The sequence below is a fragment of the Paraburkholderia sp. BL18I3N2 genome (genome assembly GCF_003001875.1).
In the GTDB taxonomy this organism is placed as follows: domain Bacteria; phylum Pseudomonadota; class Gammaproteobacteria; order Burkholderiales; family Burkholderiaceae; genus Paraburkholderia; species Paraburkholderia phytofirmans.
Genome location: NZ_PVNC01000002.1, coordinates 525,141 through 545,138, shown reverse-complemented (window position 1 = coordinate 545,138; position 19,998 = coordinate 525,141). Strand labels below are relative to the sequence as shown.

Annotated in this window: 20 protein-coding genes; 12 read left to right on the top strand and 8 right to left on the bottom strand. The window is 64.5% G+C overall.

The features are described 5' to 3' along the window. Nucleotides 1–1,218: a type II secretion system inner membrane protein GspF gene (gene gspF / locus B0G75_RS08380; protein WP_012434840.1), complete on the top strand. Its 1,218-nt coding sequence runs from the start codon at nt 1–3 to the stop codon at nt 1,216–1,218. 75 nt (nt 1,219–1,293) lie between these two features. Here the strand turns inward: gspF and B0G75_RS08375 are convergent, their stop codons facing one another. Then, complete coding sequence (locus tag B0G75_RS08375) at nt 1,294–1,707, bottom strand: general secretion pathway protein GspC (protein WP_106303723.1); 414 nt, start codon at nt 1,705–1,707, stop codon at nt 1,294–1,296. A gap of 173 nt (nt 1,708–1,880) precedes the next feature. On the opposite strand from B0G75_RS08375, the gene gspG reads away from it, so the two are divergent. The 8 genes from gspG (at nt 1,881) to B0G75_RS08330 (ending at nt 8,650) form a co-directional block, all read left to right on the top strand. Beyond that, nucleotides 1,881–2,345, top strand: coding sequence for a type II secretion system major pseudopilin GspG (gspG, locus tag B0G75_RS08370; RefSeq protein WP_012434842.1), 465 nt, complete (start codon nt 1,881–1,883; stop codon nt 2,343–2,345). 106 nt (nt 2,346–2,451) lie between these two features. Continuing rightward, nucleotides 2,452–3,033: a GspH/FimT family pseudopilin gene (locus B0G75_RS08365; RefSeq protein WP_106303063.1), complete on the top strand. Its 582-nt coding sequence runs from the start codon at nt 2,452–2,454 to the stop codon at nt 3,031–3,033. A 1-nt stretch (nt 3,034) separates the two neighbouring features. Beyond that, nucleotides 3,035–3,451, top strand: a complete 417-nt coding sequence (gene gspI / locus B0G75_RS08360) for a type II secretion system minor pseudopilin GspI (protein WP_106303060.1) — start codon at nt 3,035–3,037, stop codon at nt 3,449–3,451. Beyond that, entirely contained in the window at nt 3,429–4,115 is a 687-nt protein-coding gene (locus tag B0G75_RS08355) for a type II secretion system protein J (RefSeq protein WP_106303057.1), read from the top strand. The genes gspI and B0G75_RS08355 overlap by 23 nt, the downstream gene beginning before the upstream one ends. A gap of 481 nt (nt 4,116–4,596) precedes the next feature. Next, nucleotides 4,597–5,880 carry a type II secretion system minor pseudopilin GspK gene (gspK, locus tag B0G75_RS08345; protein WP_181309201.1) on the top strand — a complete coding sequence of 428 codons (1,284 nt, stop codon included), beginning with the start codon at nt 4,597–4,599 and terminating at the stop codon, nt 5,878–5,880. A 28-nt stretch (nt 5,881–5,908) separates the two neighbouring features. Next, a complete protein-coding gene (gspL, locus tag B0G75_RS08340) occupies nt 5,909–7,336 on the top strand; it encodes a type II secretion system protein GspL (protein WP_106303054.1) in 1,428 nt (475 codons plus the stop codon). Continuing rightward, nucleotides 7,333–7,836, top strand: coding sequence for a type II secretion system protein M (locus B0G75_RS08335; protein WP_106303051.1), 504 nt, complete (start codon nt 7,333–7,335; stop codon nt 7,834–7,836). Before gspL ends, B0G75_RS08335 begins: the two co-directional genes overlap by 4 nt. A 34-nt stretch (nt 7,837–7,870) precedes the next feature. Then, a complete protein-coding gene (locus tag B0G75_RS08330; protein WP_106303048.1) occupies nt 7,871–8,650 on the top strand; it encodes a type II secretion system protein N in 780 nt (259 codons plus the stop codon). A gap of 375 nt (nt 8,651–9,025) precedes the next feature. Here B0G75_RS08330 and B0G75_RS08325 read toward each other — a convergent pair whose 3' ends face one another. Beyond that, nucleotides 9,026–10,597 (bottom strand): efflux transporter outer membrane subunit, encoded by a 1,572-nt coding sequence (locus B0G75_RS08325; RefSeq protein ID WP_106303045.1) that lies wholly within the window; start codon nt 10,595–10,597, stop codon nt 9,026–9,028. A 188-nt stretch (nt 10,598–10,785) separates the two neighbouring features. Next, on the bottom strand, nt 10,786–11,157 hold the full coding sequence (locus B0G75_RS08320; protein WP_106303043.1) for a hypothetical protein: 372 nt from the start codon (nt 11,155–11,157) through the stop codon (nt 10,786–10,788). A gap of 251 nt (nt 11,158–11,408) precedes the next feature. Here B0G75_RS08320 and B0G75_RS08315 point away from each other — a divergent pair, with 251 nt between their 5' ends. Together B0G75_RS08315 and B0G75_RS08310 are read left to right on the top strand one after the other, a co-directional pair. After that, nucleotides 11,409–11,951: a MarR family winged helix-turn-helix transcriptional regulator gene (locus B0G75_RS08315; RefSeq protein WP_106303040.1), complete on the top strand. Its 543-nt coding sequence runs from the start codon at nt 11,409–11,411 to the stop codon at nt 11,949–11,951. Between the two features lie 134 nt (nt 11,952–12,085). Beyond that, complete coding sequence (locus tag B0G75_RS08310; protein WP_106303037.1) at nt 12,086–13,645, top strand: DHA2 family efflux MFS transporter permease subunit; 1,560 nt, start codon at nt 12,086–12,088, stop codon at nt 13,643–13,645. Between the two features lie 74 nt (nt 13,646–13,719). Here the strand turns inward: B0G75_RS08310 and B0G75_RS08305 are convergent, their stop codons facing one another. The 4 genes from B0G75_RS08305 to ada form a co-directional block, all read right to left on the bottom strand. Beyond that, complete coding sequence (locus tag B0G75_RS08305; RefSeq protein ID WP_181309212.1) at nt 13,720–14,220, bottom strand: hypothetical protein; 501 nt, start codon at nt 14,218–14,220, stop codon at nt 13,720–13,722. 212 nt (nt 14,221–14,432) lie between these two features. Further along, nucleotides 14,433–16,049: a glutamate--cysteine ligase gene (gshA, locus tag B0G75_RS08300; protein ID WP_106303714.1), complete on the bottom strand. Its 1,617-nt coding sequence runs from the start codon at nt 16,047–16,049 to the stop codon at nt 14,433–14,435. Nucleotides 16,050–16,377: 328 nt separating this feature from the next. After that, nucleotides 16,378–17,295, bottom strand: coding sequence for a DNA-3-methyladenine glycosylase (locus tag B0G75_RS08295; RefSeq protein ID WP_106303034.1), 918 nt, complete (start codon nt 17,293–17,295; stop codon nt 16,378–16,380). Beyond that, entirely contained in the window at nt 17,292–18,470 is a 1,179-nt protein-coding gene (gene ada / locus B0G75_RS08290; RefSeq protein WP_106303031.1) for a bifunctional DNA-binding transcriptional regulator/O6-methylguanine-DNA methyltransferase Ada, read from the bottom strand. The genes B0G75_RS08295 and ada overlap by 4 nt, the downstream gene beginning before the upstream one ends. A 396-nt stretch (nt 18,471–18,866) precedes the next feature. Between ada and B0G75_RS08285 the strand changes: the two genes are divergently transcribed. After that, complete coding sequence (locus tag B0G75_RS08285) at nt 18,867–19,292, top strand: VOC family protein (protein WP_106303028.1); 426 nt, start codon at nt 18,867–18,869, stop codon at nt 19,290–19,292. Nucleotides 19,293–19,315: 23 nt separating this feature from the next. Here B0G75_RS08285 and B0G75_RS08280 read toward each other — a convergent pair whose 3' ends face one another. Beyond that, on the bottom strand, nt 19,316–19,870 hold the full coding sequence (locus tag B0G75_RS08280; protein WP_106303025.1) for a YaeQ family protein: 555 nt from the start codon (nt 19,868–19,870) through the stop codon (nt 19,316–19,318). Nucleotides 19,871–19,998: the final 128 nt, after the last annotated feature.

The following is a 19,998-nucleotide window of genomic DNA, read 5'->3' as shown; positions in this document are numbered from 1 at the left end:
ATGCCGGCATTTCGTTTCGAAGCGATCGACGCGACGGGCAAGGCGCAAAAAGGCGTGCTCGACGCCGACAGCGCGCGCGGCGCGCGGACCAATCTGCGCTCGCAAGGACTGACGCCGCTCGTCGTGGAACCGGCGGCCACGCGCACGCGCGGCGAGCGCAATCAACGGCTGTCGCTGGGGCGGCGTCTGTCGCAACGCGAGCAGGCGATCCTGACGCGCCAGCTCGCCAGCCTGCTGATCGCGGGCCTGCCGCTCGACGAAGCGCTCGCCGTGCTCACGGAGCAATCGGAGCGCGACTACATTCGCGAGCTGATGGCGTCGATTCGTGCGGAAGTGCTCGGCGGCCATTCGCTGGCCAATGCGCTGACGCAGCATCCGAAAGACTTCCCCGAGATTTATCGCGCGCTGGTCGCGGCCGGTGAACACACCGGTAAGCTCGGCCTCGTGCTGTCGCGGCTCGCCGACTACATCGAGCAACGCAACGCGCTGAAGCAGAAGATCGTGCTGGCGTTCACGTACCCCACCATCGTCACGATCATCGCGTTCGGCATCGTCACGTTTCTGTTGAGCTATGTGGTGCCGCAGGTGGTGAACGTGTTCGCCAGCACCAAGCAGCAACTGCCCTTCCTCACCATCATGATGATGGCGCTCTCCGGATTCGTGCGGAACTGGTGGTGGGCGATGCTGATCGGCGTGATCGTGCTGGTGTATCTGGTGCGCTCGATTCTCAGGCAGCCCGGCCCGCGCCTCGCGTTCGACCGGTGGCTGCTCACTGCCCCGCTGCTCGGCAAACTCGTGCGCGGCTACAACACCGTGCGCTTTGCCAGCACGCTCGGCATTCTCACGGCGGCGGGCGTGCCGATTCTGCGCGCGCTGCAAGCCGCCGCCGAAACGCTCAGCAACAACGCGATGCGCGAGAACATCGACGATGCGATCGTGCGTGTGCGCGAAGGCACGTCGCTGTCACGCGCGCTCGGCAATACGAAGACGTTTCCGCCCGTGCTGGTTCACCTGATCCGTTCGGGTGAAGCGACCGGCGACGTGACCACGATGCTCGACCGCGCGGCCGACGGTGAAGCGCGCGAACTCGAACGCCGCACGATGTTCCTGACGAGTCTGTTGGAGCCGTTGCTGATTCTGGCGATGGGGGGCGTGGTGCTGGTGATCGTGCTGGCGGTGATGCTGCCGATCATCGAGTTGAACAACCTGGTGCAGTAGGAGTGGATTGCGCGATTACCGCTAAAGGTGACCGCGCAATCGATTGAAGCGGCGCTGCTGTTCAGCGCCTGGGCTTCAGCGCACGTAGATGGTCGGACCTGCGGGGTTGGCTGGCAGGAACACTTCGGAATGCGCGCCATTGCGGTCGATGATGATCGAGCGGGCGCGGACTTCGGAGAGTTTGGTGCCTTGCATCAGCGCGCTGCCGAGCGAAACCGCATGCGGCGGTTCGCCGCCCACGCTGACGATGGCCGCGGCGCCTTCCCGCAAAGCGAGGATGCCGAACAGCCGCACGTCCTGGTTGGCGTTGCGCGTGAGTTGGCCGCCGAATAGCGTGGCAGCCTGCTCGGTTGAGATCTGCGCGTGCGCGGCGGCGGCGGGCAACGGCGCGCCGGACAACGTGCTGAGCGTGATGACCCAGTAGGTGAGCGTCGCGCAGAACACGGCGAACAGCGCGAGCGACAGAAGGCGGATTTGGATGGCGTTCATGCGCATCATTGTACGGACTATTGTGAAAATTGCGTTGGGCTGAAAGCGCCTTCTCACGGCCCTTCAACTGCATGACATTAAAATGACCGGCCGGGCGTGTTCAATGGCACCCTGATTGCCAAAACGCGAACCCCGCCCAGTCAAAAATTTCACCTGAAAAGAGGTAGCAAGCTATGCAACTGTCGACCACTCGCCGTCATGACATCGCGGGTCCGCGCAGCCGTCGTCAACGCGGTTTCACGCTGATCGAAATCATGGTCGTGATCGCGATTCTGGGCATTCTGGCCGCGTTGATCGTGCCGAAGATCATGAGCCGTCCCGACGAAGCGCGCCGTGTCGCCGCCAAGCAGGACATCGGCACGATGATGCAGGCGCTGAAACTCTATCGTCTGGACAACGGCCGTTATCCGACGCAGGAGCAAGGCTTGCGCGCGCTGATCGAAAAGCCCAGCACGGACCCGGTGCCGACCAACTGGAAAGACGGCGGCTACCTCGAGCGTCTGCCGAATGATCCGTGGGGTAACGCCTACCAGTTTCTGAATCCGGGCGTGCACGGCGAGATCGACGTGTTCAGCTATGGCGCTGACGGCAAGGCGGGCGGCGAAGGCAATGACGCCGACGTCGGCTCGTGGCAGTAAGCGCTTATGGGGGCGGTGTTTTCATGCGCGCGGTGGGATTGAGCCCCGCACGTTCCTGTCGATGCATCGTCGTTGGATTTTGAGTTGATCGTTCGTGGCCGGCACTATGCGATTGTCCCCTTGCAAGTCCCGTGTGGACACGCCCAGTACGGCTTCGTTGCCGCGCGCGGCGTGGGCCGGCGCGCGTGCGCGTGGCGTGCGCCGCCCGGGAGACTCGGACAGGCGCGGCGCCGGCAAACGCGCGGCGGGTTTCACGCTGCTGGAAATGCTGGTGGTGCTGGTGATCGCGGGCTTGCTGGTGTCCTTGACCGCGTTGACGATGACACGCAATCCGCGCACCGATCTGAACGAAGAAGCGCAGCGTCTCGCGCTGCTGTTCGAATCGGCCGGCGACGAAGCGCAGGTGCGCGCGCGGCCGATCGCCTGGCAACCGCTCGATGGCGGCTTTCGTTTCGACCTGCGCACCGAAGACGGCTGGCGTCCGCTGCGCGACGATCTGCTTGGGCCGCGTCGCTGGGAAGGCGGCGTGACCGGCGTCAGCATCAGCTATCCGGGTTCTGATTCGCAGCCCAGCCGTATCGTATTCGGCACCGAGGCGATCGACGTGCCTGTGCAGATCACGCTGTTTTCGGCAGCCGGGAGCGCGACGATCGTCGGCACCGGCAACGGCCGCTACGAGGTGCACTGAGATGCGTCGTTGCAGGAGCATGACGGCTCGCGAGAAGGTTCACGGCGCGCAGCAAGGTTTCACGATGATCGAAGTGCTGGTGGCGCTGGCGATCATCGCGGTGGCGTTGGCCGCGTCGTTGCGCGCGGTGGGGAGTCTCGCGAGCGGCGAGGCCGATCTGCACCGCCGCTTGCTGGCCGGTTGGAGCGCGGACAACACGTTGGCGCAGTTGCATCTGACGCATGCCTGGCCGAACGTCGGCTCGACGAGTTTCGACTGTTCGCAGGGCAACTTGCAGCTGGTCTGTACGGAGCAGGTGACGGCCACGCCGAATCCGGTGTTTCGTCGAGTGGAAGTGATGGTGACGACGCCGGGCGGGTCCGGCAATCTGGCTCAGATGGTGACGGTGGTCGCGAATGAAAACAACCGTTCGCTCTGAGCGCCGGCGCCGATTGGGCGCGAGGGGCGCGCGTGGTTTCACGCTGATCGAATTGCTGGTGGCGATTGCGATTCTGGCGGTGATTGCCGTGCTGTCGTGGCGCGGGCTCGACCAGATCATTCGTGGCCGGCAGACCATCACGAGCGCAATGGAGGACGAGCGCGTTTTTGCGCAATTGTTCGACCAGATGCGGATTGATGCGCGGCAGGCCGCGTCGGACGATGAGGCTGGGCAGGCGGCGGTGTCGGTGTCCGGCAGCGTGTTGCAGATCGTGCGGGAATTCCGGTTGCCGGGCGCGGCGCCGCGGTTGCAGGTGGTGAGGTATCGGGTGTCCGATGGACGCGTGATCCGGTATGCGTCGCCGCCGTTGGCGAATATGGGGGAACTGCGGCGGGCGCTGCGCGGTAGTGAAAGTGATGGATGGAGTGGGGTGCCGTTGATGGGCGGTGTTGGGTCTATTTCTGCTCAGGTTTATGTGCCTAAGGTGGGGTGGACTACGCAGATGGGGGATGTGCAGAGCGCCATTACCGAGGCGGACAATAATCTTAAGGTGCCCCAGTTGGGGAGTGCGCCGCTGCCGCGGTCTGTGACTGGGTTGCAGGTGAGTGTCGGGGCTAGGTCGTTGGCGCGGCCCGTTACTCGGGTTTTTCTCGTCGGAGAGTGATATGAGGTTCTCTTTTTTGTCTTTCCGACGGGGTTGGTCTTTGCGGGCTTTTGGTTTTGGCCTTTCCTTGAAGTCTTTGTGGTCTATTGGCGTTGCCCCTGTGCGGGGCGGCACTTACTTTCTTTGCCGCCGCAAAGAAAGTAAGCAAAGAAAGCGGCTTCACACCGCTAACGTACAAGCGGGTCCCCCGCACAGCCACTTTTGTGGCGCGATCAACGCACAATCCCTCGCTCAGCAAACGGCAGTGACCAGGCAGTCATCCGTTCCGGCGGCGCTGCGCGCGCCGAGCGGCAAGCAACCGAACCGCAGGGCCGTGGCAATGCTTGACGGCTCGTCACGGTATCTCCGGTTTGCTTCGGTGTCTGTGCGTGCATCCGCGCCTCCGGCGCCTCGCCGAGGCGAAGCCGATGGCCCCCGCTTCGCCAAAACGAAGCCACTGAGCTATACCCTTCCGGCAAGCACATCGTGCGAGGCGGGAGGTATGACGGCCTTGTCACGGGTGTTGAATGTGCGAGGTGACGGATTCCAGATGGTCCACTACCGGGGCTGCGCGGGGGATCCGCTTAGCATTGGCGGTGTAAAGCGGCTTTCTTTGCCTACTTTCTTTGCCGCGGCAAAGAAAGTAGGTGCCGCCCCGCACAGGGGCAGCGCTAATAGACCACAAAGAATTCAAGGAAAGGCCAACAAAACCCAACCCCAAAAAAACCAAACCGGCGTAGCCATAATCAGCGCCTTACTAGTAGTCGCGCTATCAGCGATCTTGGTGTCGGGCATGCTCTGGCGCCAGCAAGTCCAAATCCGCCGGATAGAAAACCAGCGCCTCCTCTCGCAAGCCCAATGGGTAGCCCGCGGCGCGTTAGACTGGACGCGCCTGATCCTGCGCTCAGAAGGCGACACATCAGCCGGCATCACGTACCTTGGCGGCCTATGGGGCGTCCCAATAGCCAAAACCCGCCTATCCGATTTTCTGGGCCAAATAGGCGAAGTAAGAGCACAACAAGGCGCAGAAACCTACCTATCGGGTTCAATCGAAGACGCCCAGGCAAAATTCAACCTGAGAAATCTGGTGGAGAGCCCAGCCCCAGGCGTGATGCAACTGGACATGGACCAAATCGGCGCCTACCAGCGCCTACTGGCATCGCTCGGCGCAAACAGCCAGCTGGCAAAAACCACCGCCATCCAGGTCCGCGCGAGCCTGGCACAATCGGCAACCCGTTTTCAGACCATCACGTCCACGAACGGCACAACCGCGACCCCGCCGCCGATCCAGGGCGGCGCCACCGGCGGCAGCTTCACCAACAAGCCGGGTATCGAAGACAGCGAGGACAGCTCTGCGAACGCGCCGATCCAGATGACCAGCGTCGACTCGCTGCTCGATATCCCCGGCTATACGCCCGAAATGGTCGCGCACTTGCGCCCCTTCGTCACCGTGCTGCCGACCGTCTCGGCAGTCAACGTGAATACGGCTTCGGCCGAAGTCATCGCGGCGGTCGTACCGGGAATGAGCGTGTCGACGGCGCAAGCCTTCGTCGCGCGCAGGCAAACGGTTTTTTTCCGCAATGCCGGCGACATACAGCTCGCGTTGCGCGGCGCCGGCGTGCAATCCGTCTCGATCGACCCGAGCGAGCTCGACGTCAACTCGAATTACTTCCTTATCCACGGCCGCGTGCAGCACGAACGCGCCGAGGTGGACCGCACGACCCTCGTCTATCGCGACGCATTGACTCACACTACGCGTATCGTGCGAGTAGAAGACCAACTATGAATAACGCCTTTCCCAGAGAGAGTGGCCTTTGAGCACGCTGATCGTTCTATTGCCGCCGCGTGATCCGGCGGTGCCATCGCAGGAATGGCAACTGCCGGAGCTGCCGTTCGTGCTGCTCGACAAGTCGGGCCGCGCCCAGCGCGCCGGCCGGTCGGCGCTCGCGCTGCTGCCGCGCGCCGCCACCACGGTGCTGATGGTCGCCGCGCGCGACCTGCTGATGATGCCCGCCACACTGCCGCCGCTGCGCGGCCCGCGGCTGCGTCAGGCGCTGCCCAATATCGTCGAGGATCAACTGATCCAGGACCCGCAGACCTGTCACATCGCCGTCGACCCGAAACCGCTCGCGGGCGGCCGGCAGTTGCTGGCGATCATCGACCGCGGCTGGTTCCGGTATATCTGCGAATCGTTCACCAACGCTGGCCATCGCAGCTTGCGCGCGGTGCCGGTCACGCGCTGCCTGCCGCAGGCGGCCGCACTCGATGCCGATGTGCCCGCCGAAGTCGCGGAAACGGTCAATGCCGGTGAGCCGGCCATGGCGGGCGCGGCCGGCGTGGCGACGTCGCTGCCGGGGAGCGCGCCGGTGCCGGCGCCTGGCGTCGCGGCTGCTGTGCCGATGGTGGCCGCGGTGCTCGGCACCGTGGTGCAGACGGCGCCCGCCCTGCTGCTCGAAGGCGTGGCAAACAGCGCAGGCGACCGAGGCGTGCCGCGCGTCGAACTGGCGATTGCGCGCGGAGTGCAAGGCGAAGGCCTCGCAGTGCCGGCCAGCGCCGTGAACGCGACGCTCAGCGCGCTCGCCGGGGCGGCGCCGGTCTCGCTGCACATGCTCACCGAAGTGCCCGGCAACGAGCCGAGTCTCGCGCCGAATAGCCCGGCGCGGCTGGCTGCGCACATCCACGGCGCCAGTCCCCTGCCGTTCGAACAGCTTGCGCGGCGCGCGCTGGAGTGCCGCTTCGACCTGTGCCAGTTCGAGTTTGCTTCGCAGCCGTGGCGGCTCGACCGCGCGACGCTGCGGCGTCTGCGGCTGCCGGTCTTGCTCGCGGTCGGCGCGCTGCTGGTTGCGATCATCGGCGCAAACGTGCAGTGGCTGATGCTCGCGCGCCAACGCGATGCGATCAACACGCAGATGACCGAACTGCTGCTCAATACCTTCCCCAAAACGACCGTCGTGCTCGACGCGCCCGACCAGATGTCGCGCCAGTTGCAGCAGTTGCGCGTCGCGGCGGGCGAGCTGTCGCCGGACGATTTCCTGCCGCTCGCGGATGGGCTCGCCCGTTCGCTGGCGCCGGTGCCGGTCAACGGGATTGCCGCGCTCGACTATCACGACCGGCGGCTCGACGTGAACTTCAAGCCGGAGGTCAAGCTCGATCCCGATTTCCCGAAGCGCCTGGCGCGTAACGGCTTGAGCGGCGCGATCGACAGCAATACCGGCAAGTGGACCATCAGGAACGGACAATGAAAGCTGAACTCGCTCAAACATGGGCCGGATTCTGGGAGCAGCGCACCGAGCGCGAAAAAGCCCTCCTGACGTGGGGCGGCGGCGTGCTCGCCGTGGTGATCGCGTGGTCGGTGCTGTGGGCGCCGGCGCAGGAAGGCCGCTCGCATCTGCGTGAATCGCTGCCCGCCATGCAGCGTCAGTTGGCGCAGATGACCGCGCAGGCGAACGAAGCGCGCCAATTGGCGGCGGCGGCTCAAGGCGTCGCGCCGACCGGCGCCGCGCTGAAGGACGCCCTTACCGCGTCGCTCAGCGATCACGGCCTCGCGGCGACGCAGGTTCAGGTGGTCGGCAACGCGGTCCAGATCCAGTTGAAGAACGCGTCGTTCCCGGCGTGGACCGCCTGGGTCGACGACGTGCGCAAGCAGTTCAAGGTGCAAGTCTCGGAAGCGCATGCCACGGCGCTCAAGGAAGACGGCCAGGTGGACCTGACGGCGTCGTTGCAGCCGTCCACCGCGAAATGAAATTAACCGCGACCTCGCCGTCACAGGATCTCGCATGAATTACTGGATGCGGCGCTTGCGCGTCGCGGCGCCTTGGCTGGTGGTGGCGGTTCTCTCCGCCGCGGCCGTGATGCTGGCTATGCTGCCGGCCGCCTGGATTACCCCGCAGTTCGCCAAACAGACGGGCGGCCACGTCAATCTCGTCAATCCGGCCGGTTCGCTGTGGCACGGCTCGGCCACGCTGATGCTGGCCGCCGGCTCCGACATGAGCGCGGCGACGCTGCTGCCTGGACGAATCGAATGGCACACGGCGTTCTGGCCGCTGTTTACCGGCCGCGTGCGCATGATCATGCGGCACAGCGAAGCGATGCCGGAGCCGATCACCGTCGACGCCACGCCGCGCACCGCGACTGTTACGCCTGGCGCGATCGCCGTGCCGGCTTCGCTGCTGAGCGGTCTTGGCGCGCCGTTTAACACGCTCGATCTGCAAGGCAATGTGCAGCTGTCCTGGTCCGACTGGCGCAGCTTCAATCGGGAGGCGTTCGGGCAACTGACCATCACGTTGACCGACGTCAGTTCGCGCGTCTCGCTGGTCAAGCCGCTCGGCTCGTACCGCGTGCTGTTTCAGGCGCAGGGCGAGTCGTCCACGCTCGACCTGACCACCACCAAGGGTCCGTTGATGCTGACCGGCAATGGCACGGTGTCGGCGGCGTCGACGTCGTTTCATGGGACGGCCAGCGCCGCGCCGGAGGCCCGCGATAACCTTGCAGGATTGCTGAACCTGTTAGGGCGGCCGAGCGGGCCGGACACGGTGGCGTTGACGTTCGTGCACTGAGGCGCGCGGTCTGGCGCTGCGGCGCAGGTTGGTTCAGCCGGGGCATTGCCTCGTTGCATGAGGCGGCCAGCGCCGCGCCGGAGGCCCGCGACAATCTGGCGGGATTGCTGGGCCTGTTGGGGTGGCCGAGCGGGCCGGACGGTGGCGTTGGCGTTCGTGCAGTGAGGCGCGCCGTCTCGCGCTACGGGGCGGGACGATTGAGACGCAGGGCATCGATGTCGTTGCGTAGAGCGGCCAGCGCTGCGGCGTAAGAGCGCGCTAACCTCGCGGCGCTGCTGAATCGGTTGTGGTGCAGAGCGTCCACGGAATAAAAAACGAGGCATGGTCGCGTTCCACGGCCATGCCTCGTTTGTTTCGCCTGGACGGCCAGTGCTTCTACTCGGCTTGCGTTCGTGGCAGCGTCGTCGCGCCGCTTTGCGCGACAGGCGCAGCCGACGCAGCCGGCAGCGGCGCCGGCGCCGCTACATCGCCGGTTTCGCGATTCATTTGCGAGGCGTCCCAGCCGCCGCCCAGCGCCTTCACCAGTCCCACCGACGACACCATCCGCTGCCCGGCGATGTTCTCCAGCTTCTGCTCGGCCGTGAAAGCCGTCGTCTGCGCCGTCAACACGTTGACATAACCGACCGTGCCGGCCTTGTACTCGTTCGTGACGATGGCGAGCGCCTGACGCGCCGAGTCCACGGCTTGCTGTTGCACGACGATTTCCTGCGCGAGAATGCGCTGCGACGCGAGGTTGTCCTCGACGTCCTGGAACGCGGCCAGCACCGTTTGACGGTAGGTCGCGACGTCGCCGTCGTAGGCAGCGCGCGCGGCGTCGGTCTTAGCCTGGCGCAGGCCGGCGTCGAACAGTGTCGCCGCGAGCTGCGGGCCGAGCGTCCAGAAGCGCGACGGCGCGGTCAGCAACTGCGAGAACACCGAATTTTCGAAGCCGCCTGAAGCCGATAGTGTCAGCGACGGGAAGAACGCGGCGATGGCGACGCCGATCTGTTCGTTCGCCGCCGCAGCCTTGCGTTCCGCCGAGGCGATGTCCGGACGCCGCTCGAGCAGCGCGGACGGCATCTGCGCCGGCACGGTGGGCGGCGTGGCGGTGAGCGGCGTCGGCGGAATCGAGAAGGTGGAGGCCGGTTCGCCGACCAGGACGGCGATCGCGTGCTCGTCCTGAGCGCGCTGGACGCCGTTGTCGATCGCAGACGCCTGCGCCGATTGCAATTGCGTCTGCGCCTGAATCACGTCGGAGCGCGCAGCAACGCCGGCCGCGTACTGGTTTTGCGTGAGTTGAAGCGAGCGCTGGTAGGCCGCGACGGTTTCGTCGAGCAGCTTTTGGGTCGAATCGAGCGCACGCAGCGAGAAGTAGGTCTGGGCGAGCGTGGCCTGTGCCGACAGCCGCGCGTTGGCGAGGTCCGCCGCGGCGCTTTGCTGGCCGGCTTTCTGCGCGTTCACCGAGCGGGTGACCGAACCCCACAGGTCCGGCTCCCAGCTTGCGTCGAGTTGCACGTTGAAACTGTTGCCGACGCCGGAGCGGCTCGTCGCCGTGGTCGAGTTGCCGCCGGAGGACTTCCCGTTGCCGGAACGCGTTGCGCCTGCCGATGCACCGATAGTCGGGAAATACGCCGCGCGCGCCTCGCCGACCAGCGCGCGCGCCTGCCGGTAGGCGGCAGCGAATTGGGCGACCGTCTGGTTGGCGGTGTTCAGGCGCTCCTCGAGCGCGTTGAGCTGAGGATCTTCGTAAATGCTCCACCAGTCGCCGCGATCCTGCTGATCGGCCGGTTCAGCCACTTTCCAGCCGGGCGCGGCTTCCTTGTACGACGCCGGTATCTCGGCGGCAGGCCGCTTGTAGTCGGGCCCGACCGCGCAAGCCGCCAGCAGGCCGGCGAGGGCTGCAGCCACAGCAATAGTCAGGGCGCGAGGCGCAAGCATCCGCGCGCGCGAGATTCGATCAGACTGCATGCAATGAATTCCTTCTGGACGCCGCGGCGCGGCCAATGGCGGCACCGCCGGCCGGGCGAGATCTTGGTCTGCCGGAATGTTAGCGTATGAGCCCGCGGGGCGCGGGAAACTGAAAGGGTAATGCGAGGAAGGAGGCGGGTGTGTTACGGAGGGTGTCGCGAAGGTTACGCGCCGTTACCGGCGAGGCGTCAAACCCGTGATTCCGTCGACTTGGCCTGGCGGGCCAGCTTACCGGCGGCGGCCCGGCACGGCGCATCGCCGCGCGCCTGGCAGGCGCCGGCGGGACCTACGTGCTTGTCCGCGCCGGTAGGGGCGACAGCGGCGTTCACCGCGGGCACGGCCGCCGCTACCAACTGGAGTTTCGCCGTCCTGGCGCCCTTCTGTCCCCGCCGATGCTCAAACCACGCCAGCACCGCCATGCCGACCGATCCGCCAGGCAACACGAACAGCACGGCGAACAACGCGAGTTTCCACCAGCGGTGCGGCCCTTGAAAGGTGCTAAGTGCGGAATCGGTCAGGGAGCGGCTCAGGCCGCCAAGCGTGTTTTTAAGGTACAGCATCGGGGAAATCCTTTTTCACGCGTCGCGGTCGGGCGCGCAGACAAGCGGTCAGAACATGGTCTCGGGTGGCGCGGGTCGCGCGTAACTCGTTGCCTATAATAATATTGACTATGCAATTAAATTTCAAGATACTTCCACCCGCGAACGTCGGCTGTGTTGTTTTCCTGTCGTTCGCACTACGCGAAACCAAATTTGACTTGTCTGCTTAGGCAGCTAAAATCCGTTCTGCTCGAGACGTTCCCGGATACACGATGACTGACGGTCCCTACAAGGCGGACGAGATTCACCTCGAATCGAGTCTCGGTTACTACCTGACGAAAGCTCGAAACGTACTGGTCGAGCGGACGGATCGTGCGGTCAAGCCATTGGGACTGACCACGCAGCAGATCGGCGTGATCCTGATGTTGTCGTCGCGGCGCGCGAGCACTCCGTTCGAGCTGTCGCGCGCCATGTCGTATGACAGCGGATCGATGACGCGTCTGCTCGATCGCCTTGAAAAGAAAGGCTTTATCGAGCGCTCGCGTAGCGAGACCGATCGGCGGATGGTGAAGCTGGAGTTGACGCCGCAGGGCCACGACGCCGCACGGCAATTGCCTGGTTTAGGCGCGGCAGTGCTGAACGAACAGCTGCGCGGGTTTTCGGCCGCCGACCACGCCACGTTGATCGACCTGCTCGGCCGTTTCATCGCGAACGGCATCGACGCGGGAGCAAGCGCGGGATGCGGTCTGGGGCCGCAGCAGGAATCGCTGGACGAATCACCCGAAGCATCGCCGCGGGAACACGGCGAACACTAACTTAGACGCGTTTTCCAAGCGCGTCGTCGTCTGAAGATGTCTGTCTGGGCAGAGAGTGATGCGGCATGTAAGCGCACCACCGAAAGTCGCGGATAAAGCTGCCGCGACAAGCTTTCCAGCTGAGGAGAAGAATTATGAACGCCACGGCTTCCGCCGCCCTACCCGCCGCTGAACCCGCCCCGCTCAAGGGCGGCGCCCTGGCTTTGCTCACGGTCGGGCTTGCGCTCGGCACGTTCATGGAAGTGCTCGACACGTCGATTGCGAATGTCGCGGTGCCGACCATTTCCGGCAGCCTTGGCGTAGCGACCAGCCAGGGCACCTGGGTGATCTCGTCGTATTCCGTCGCCTCGGCGATCGCCGTGCCGCTGACAGGTTGGCTCGCGCGGCGTGTCGGCGAAGTGAAGCTATTCACGTTGTCCGTCTTGCTTTTCACGATCGCTTCGGCGCTGTGCGGCTTCGCGCACAACTTCGAATCGCTGATTGCGTTCCGGCTGGTGCAGGGGCTCGTTTCCGGGCCGATGGTGCCGCTTTCGCAGACCATTCTGATGCGCTCGTATCCGCCGGAAAAGCGCGGACTCGCGCTGGGCCTCTGGGCAATGACTGTGATTTGCGCGCCCATCTTCGGGCCCGTGATGGGCGGCTACATCACCGACAACTACACTTGGCCGTGGATCTTCTACATCAACGTGCCGATCGGTCTGTTCTCGGCGGTATGCGCGTTCCTGCTGTTGCGCGGCCGTGAGACGAAGACCACGAAACAGCGCATCGACGCGGTCGGCCTCGCGCTGCTTGTGATCGGCGTGTCGTGCCTGCAGATGGTGCTCGACCTCGGCAAGGATCGCGACTGGTTCAACTCGACGTTTATCGTGACGCTGGCGGTGATCGCGGTGATCTCGCTCGCCTTCATGCTGGTGTGGGAGATGACGGAGAAAGAGCCGGTAGTCGATCTTTCGCTATTCAAGGATCGCAACTTCGCGCTCGGCGTGGTGATCGTGTCGTTCGGCTTTATGGCCTTCTTCGGCTCGGTGGTGATTTTCCCGCTCTGGCTGCAAACGGTGATGGGTTACACGGCCGGGTTGGCTGGTCTGGCAACCGCGCCGGTCGGTCTGCTCGCGCTGTTTTTGTCGCCGATGATCGGCAAGAACATGCACCGGCTGAACCTGCGCGTGGTGGCGAGTTTTGCGTTCATCGTGTTCGCGTTCGTCTCGTTCTGGAACTCCACGTTCACGCTCGACGTGCCGTTCAATCACGTGATCTGGCCACGGCTCGTGCAAGGCATCGGCGTAGCCTGCTTCTTCGTGCCGATGACCACGATTACGCTCTCCAGCGTGCCGGATGAGCGGCTGGCGAGTGCATCCGGTTTGTCCAATTTTTTCCGGACGCTGTCTGGCGCGATCGGCACGGCGATCAGTACGACGTACTGGGAGAACGACACGATCCGCCATCACGCGATGCTGACCGATTCGGTCAACGTCTATGCCGCGAACACCAATGCTTATACCAATGCGCTGGCCGGTATCGGGCTCTCCGGCGACGGCATTACCGCGCAGTTGAACCAGGTAGTGACGGCGCAGGCTTATATGATGGCCACCAACGATTTCTTCCGCATTTCATGCGCGGCGTTTATCGTGCTCGCGGCGCTGGTCTGGGTCACCAAGCCACGCAAGGGCGTGGGCCCTTCAATGGGGCATTGAGGCCTGACGATGCAATAAGCGGACGCGCGCCGAAGCAATATTTTTCCTTCGACTCTTCGCGCGCGTCTCAGCCTTTATTGCGTGACGGCTTCGCCATTCGTCGCCGGGATCGATTGACCCTGCATGGCGTCCGGATGCGGTGCCATTGGCGCGGCTCGCGGGGGTTTAGCGCCGCTCTGCGGCGCGCCGGCCGCAGTCCCCCGCACGTATTGCTTGAAGTCGGCGCCAGCTTCCCATGGGTTCGGCTTGCAACCCATCGAGCCGTCGCAATGAGCGGCAAAGCCGATCGTTGCCGTGCCGTCCGGATTCGCGGCGCGCGTGATCTGATACGCCAACGCGCGCTTGCCGCCATCCGGGCCGGCGGTCTGGATCAACGTGTCGGTCGAGGCATCGATCTTGTACGTGGAATGGCTCGCCACCCACGCTTGCGCCCGTTGCCACCAGACATCGCATTCCATTTTGTTCGAACACGTCAGCGGCGTGGTCGCGATCTGCATGACGTCCGGATCGACCTGTCCTTGCGTCGAACATCCCGCCGCCGCTACGCACAGCATGGCCAACAGACTTTTCTTCATCACGTTGAATCCCCCCTCTGTGGTGCGCGTCATGTCAGTTTGGACTACGGCGCGGGTACGGTGTTTCATCTGGATCAGAGAATCGTTAGAACGCGCGGAGTATTTGCCGATGGCGTTTGAAACGCACCGCACATTGCGTAGGCGTTACCGGCATGGAATAAAAAAAGCGGCCATATTGGCCGCTCTTTCGTCACGTCACCCGCGAGCGTTATTCAGACGCTGAACCGGTTCAGCGTGTACGCCCGATACGCGGCGACGAACGCGTCGAACGAACCGACTTCTTCCTGTTCCAGTTTGGCTTGCTCGGCAAGCGATTGCGCGGCGAGATCGGTGAAAGCTTGGGTCTGCTGTGCATCCAGCGGACGCGCGCGGAAATATGCGGCGTGCGCTTCGCTTTGGTCAAGACCGAATGCGAGGAAGCTCTGCCGCTTCTCGCGCATGGTTTGCAGCACGCGCGCCGACGGCGTCAGCGATGCATCCACCAGCTTCGCGCGCTGAACCGCGACGGCGCGTGCATGCGCGTCGCCGCCATGCAAAGTGTCGAGCGCGGCCGCGGCCGCGTCGATCTTGATTAGCAGTTCGTTCGCCCAGTCCGTCATCGCAACTGGTTGGCCGTCCCGGGTCAGTTCGAGGCCCGGCTTGCGCCCTTCCATTGTCACGCGGCCGAAATTCTGGTTGGCTTCGGCGTAAGCATCAGGCGGCAACAGCGCGCTTTCGTCGAGCGCGCAGACCAGCAGGTAAGCGTCGAGAAAGCGCGACGTCTCGAGCGAAATGCCGGTCGGCTCGAACGGGTCGATGTCCATGCAACGCACTTCCACGTATTGCACGCCACGCGCCGCCAGCGCGTGCAGCGGACGCTCGCCCGGATGCGTGATGCGCTTCGGACGGATTGTCGAGTAGAACTCGTTTTCGATCTGCAGCACGTTGGTGTTGATCTGCACCCACTCGCCGTCGCGTTGCGTGCCGATTGCCTCGTACGCGGGATACGGCTGGCTCACGGCTTTCGCGAGCGCGTCGAGGTAGCCGGGCAGCGTGTCGTAATCGGCGCGCAACTCGGCTTGCGCCGCGGTGTTCGAATAGCCGAGGTCGCTCATGCGCAAACTGGTTGCGTACGGACGATAGAGCGTGTCGGCGTCGAACGAATCGAGCGTGTGTTTGCGATCGCGGAGGAAACGCCGATCCAGCGCCGGCGACGCGCCGAACAGATACATCAACAGCCAGTTGGTGCGGCGGAAGTTGCGGATCAGCGCGAGATAGCGGTCGGACTGGAAGTCGACCGCGTTCGCGGTGGACTGCTGGTCCGCATGCAGCCGCCGCCACACTTCTTCGTTCAGCGAATAGTTGTAGTGGATGCCCGCAATGCACTGCATCGTGCGGCCGTAACGAAGCGCGAGGCCGATGCGGTACACGTACTTCAGCTTGCCGATGTTCGAACTGCCGTAGTGCGCGATCGGAATGCCGTCGTCCGTGTCAGGCAGCAGGCCCGGCATGGAGTTGTTCCACAGGATCTCGTCGCCGAGTTGCGCGTAGACAAAACGGTGGAGCGTGTCGAGCTTCTCGAGCGTGAGCGCGACGTCGTGCTCAGCCGGCGTGATCAGTTCGAGCAGCGCCTCGGAATAATCCGTGGTGAGCGACGGATGCGTGAGCGCCGAACCGAGCGCGCGCGGATGCGGCGTCAAGGCGAGCTTGCCCTCGTGCGTCACGCGCAGGCTTTCCTTTTCGATGCCGCGCAGGCCGCGTATCAGCGCGTCGCGCTGCGGGCCTGAGGTCAGCACGGACAGGCGGTGCGAGAACGCGTCGGTCGTGCGGGAAGGTGTCGTGTTTGGCATTGATGCGAGTCGGGCGTTGTCGGCCGCCATGTGCCGCAGCACTGCGGTTGACAACGTTCGGCGGAATTTTCGGTAGCGGGCACTTTAACATCTCGCCAGAACGGCTGCTTGAGGCCGCTTCGGCGGGTCGTCGGAGCATGGCGGGCCACTTCTTTTTCGGGCCAATCTCGCTATATTTCGCGCCAGTCCGTCGGGTCTGTGCCACATCAGTCTATTCCGCCACGCGCCTTGCGCGCGATCCGCATTTCATCTCCTCAAACCGCGCGATGCCTCGGCCACCATCGGCGCCGCGCGGCGCCGCGTCAAACGACAGGCGCGACGCGGCGACTCACCCGCCACGCGCGGCGCCCGCGCGGTCCGCTACTTCATTCCACAGATGCATCGCCGCGTACGCGCGCCACGGCCGCCATGTGTCGGTGCGGGCGCGCTGCTGTGTAGGCCGCACGAGCGACGGATCGCGCGCGCAGATCGACTGCATCAGCACGAGGTCCCATGCGGGCCACGCGTCGGCATCGCGCCATGCGCGCATGGCCACATACTCGACGGTCCACGGGCCGATGCCGGGCAGCGCGAGCAGCGCGGCGCGCAGACTGTCGGCGTCGGCCGTGTTGCTGTCGAGCGGCACATCGCCGGTGGCGACCGCGTGCGCGAAACCCTGCAACGCCGCTACACGTTTACCCGGCATGCCGATTTGCGCAAGATCCACGGCGGCCAGCGCGGCGGGCGTCGGAAAGCGCCAGGCGGTGTTCTCGTGCGGATGCCCCTCGATGCGCTCGCCAGCGCGCTGCACCAGTCTGCCGATGATGGTGGTCGCCGCCTTCACGCTGACCTGCTGCCCGACGATCGCACGCACCACCAGCTCGAAGCCCGACCACGCGCCCGGTACGCGCAAGCCGGGCACGGCTTCGATCAGTGGCGCGAGCCACGGGTCCACGGCGAGATCGGCGCCGATCTTCTTCGGATCGGCGCGCAGGTCGAACATCTTCGAAATCGGCGCGACGAGTGCGTCGGCGTGACGGCTCACCGGCCCGTCCATGCTCGCGACAAGGCAACGCTTGCGCGGATGCAGACGCACGCTCAGCGTGCCGCTGTCGCCGGCCCAGGCGATCGCGCGACGGTACGCGCCGTCGTCCACCGCTTCGACGCCGGGCGTCGCGCGTCCGCCGAAGAAACGCAGCAGGCGCGGCCAGTCGAAGGGTGGTTTGAACGGCAATTCAAGGGTAGCGACTTCGTCAAGCGTACTCACGCGGCGTGGTCCAGTTTGGTGGTGGTTTCGATTTCGATGTCAGAGTCTGCATCGGCGCGGCGGTTGCGCTCGGCTTGGCCGCCTGAAAAGTCGCCGGCGTGCTGCGCCTCGTTGTCCAGCAGCGCGGCCTTGCGTGGCAAACCCCAGCGATACCCCGCCAACGCTCCACCTTTGGCCACCACGCGATGACAAGGAATTGCGAGTGCCACCGGATTCGTTGCGCACGCGCTGGCCACCGCGCGCACCGCGCGGGGCGCGCCGACCGTTTCGGCGATTTGCGAATAGCTGCGCGTCTCACCGTACGGGATGCGTCGCAACGCGTCCCACACACGCTGCCGGAATGCCGTCGAGGCGATGTCCAGCGGCAGATCGAAATCTTGACGGGTGCCGCGCAAATAGGCGTCGATCTGCGCGATGAACGGCGCCATGTGTTCGGTATCTTCCAACACGTCGGCGTTGGCGAATTCGCCGCGCAGGTCGTCGGCGAGCATGGCTTTGTCGTCGCCGAAACCGATTTTGCAGATGCCCTTCTCCGTCGCCGCGACCAATACATAACCGAGCGAGGTCGGCGCGCTGGCGTAGCGAACGGTGAGTCCGGCGCCTTTGCGGCGATACGCGGACGGCGCCATGCCCAGTTCGGCCGACGCGCTGTCGTACATCCGCGACGGCGAGCCGAAGCCCGCGTCGAGCGTGGCGCGCGTGACGTCCGAGCCGCTCTGGAGCGCGTCGCGCAAGGCGGCGCCCCGCTGCGCGGCCTGATATTGACGCGGCGACACGCCCACCACCCGCTTGAAAAGACGCTGCAGATGGAACGGGCTGACGTGCACGGCGTCGCTCAATTGCGCGAGCGTGAGGCGCTCTTGCGGGTCGGCGTCCAGCGCGGCGCACGCCCGATTCACGATTTCCAACTCGCGCGGCAGGCCGCCGGGCTGGCAGCGCTTGCAATCGCGAAAGCCAGCGGCGCGCGCGGCGGCGGCATCGGTGAAGAAAGCGACGTTCTCACGGCGCGGCAGGCGCGAGGCGCACGACGGACGGCAGAACACGCCGGTCGTTTTGACGGCATAGAAGAACGCTCCGTCGGCTTGCGATTCGCGGTGCGTGACGGCTTCCCAGCGCGCGTCGTCGGAAGTCCAGTGGCTGGCGCCGGGCGCGGTATCGGTAGATTTGCGGTTCATGATGGTCCGAAGAGACGGTGTCGATGCTCACCAATGTAGGCCGCATGCCGACACACTACGCTCCGGTTCTTGCTCTGTCATTGCGCTTCTTCGTAGACCCGAAACCCCGCCAGGCGTCCGTTTAGCGGAAAACTGCGACAATTTGGCACGATATCGGGTTTTCCCTTAAAAAGTTATTGCGTCGCACCAGGCCGATGTGTATATTAGTACTTGTCTCCTCCATGTCTCCTCCTGATATGGATTCAGCCCGCTCCACATAGAGCGGGCTTTTTTTCGCCCATACGGTCCTGATCCGGCCCTCACGGCGGCTTTCACGACCTGCATTCGCAGCGCCGCCCTTTCTTCTTCTACACTGGCAATTCACCGGTTCTGCGAGCTAGCCAAGGGGCGTCCCACATGAAAATCCACATTCGCGAGATCGATCACGTTGTCATTCGGGCGAGCAACGCCGAGGCCATGGCGCGTTTCTATTGCGACGTACTCGGCTGCAGCGTCGAGAAGGAACAGCGGGATCTGGGCCTGACACAGTTACGCGCAGGGCGTTCGCTGATCGATCTGTTGCAGGTGGGCGCCAAACTCGACCACGCTGAAAACGGCGTGCCGGGCACTGGGCGGAATATGGATCACGTGTGTTTGCGCATCGATCCGTTCGACGCCGAAGCGCTCAAGGCGCATCTGATCGAACACGGCGCGCGGCTGGGGGAACTGGGGCAGCGCTACGGCGCGGACGGCTATGGACAGTCGCTGTATCTGTTCGACCCGGAAGGCAACATGGTCGAACTCAAGGGGCCGCCGGAAGCGGCGCGCGTCACGTCGCTCTAAGCCTTAAGCCATTGAAGGAAGCGTCAGGCGTTGGCAGGCGCCTTCAACACCGTCCATTCGATTTTGACCGCATCGGCCTCGGCGCTGCCAAGCCACGCTTCGCCGTCCTGCACGGTGCATTGCAGCCGCATGGTCCGTTCGGCCAGTGAGCCGAGAGCGGTGGCGACGTCTTCGCCGAGCGTCCATACCGTCACGTTGCGCATGCGTTCCACCTTGTTGCGCACGCCTTGCCACCAGATGTCCGACGCGCGCCCGCCGTAGGCGATCACGATCACTTCGTTCGAGCGGCCGCTTGCTTTGGCGATGCGCCGTTCATCCGGCTGGCCTACTTCGATCCAGGTTTCGATCGCGCCGGTCAGATCCTTCTCCCACAGATCCGGCTCGTCCACGTCCGACAAACCTTTGCAGAATTCGAGCCGTTCCTGCGCGAACAGCGCGAACGCGGCGACGCGGACCATCATCCGTTCGTCGGTCTCTGAGGGATGGCGTGCGATCGTCAGCGAATGGTCGGCGTAGTAATGCCGGTCCATGTTGGCGATCTGCAGTTCCGCCTTGTAAATCGTCGATTTGAGAGCCATGCCGTTGCTAAACCAGGCGCTCGCTCCACCGGAGCGAACTGAAAAAGAATCGTCGACGGCGCGTTGCCGTTTTCCGTGTTTGTTGTACATCTTATGTCCCTCCCGCGCCGCCAGCCGGCTGTCATACC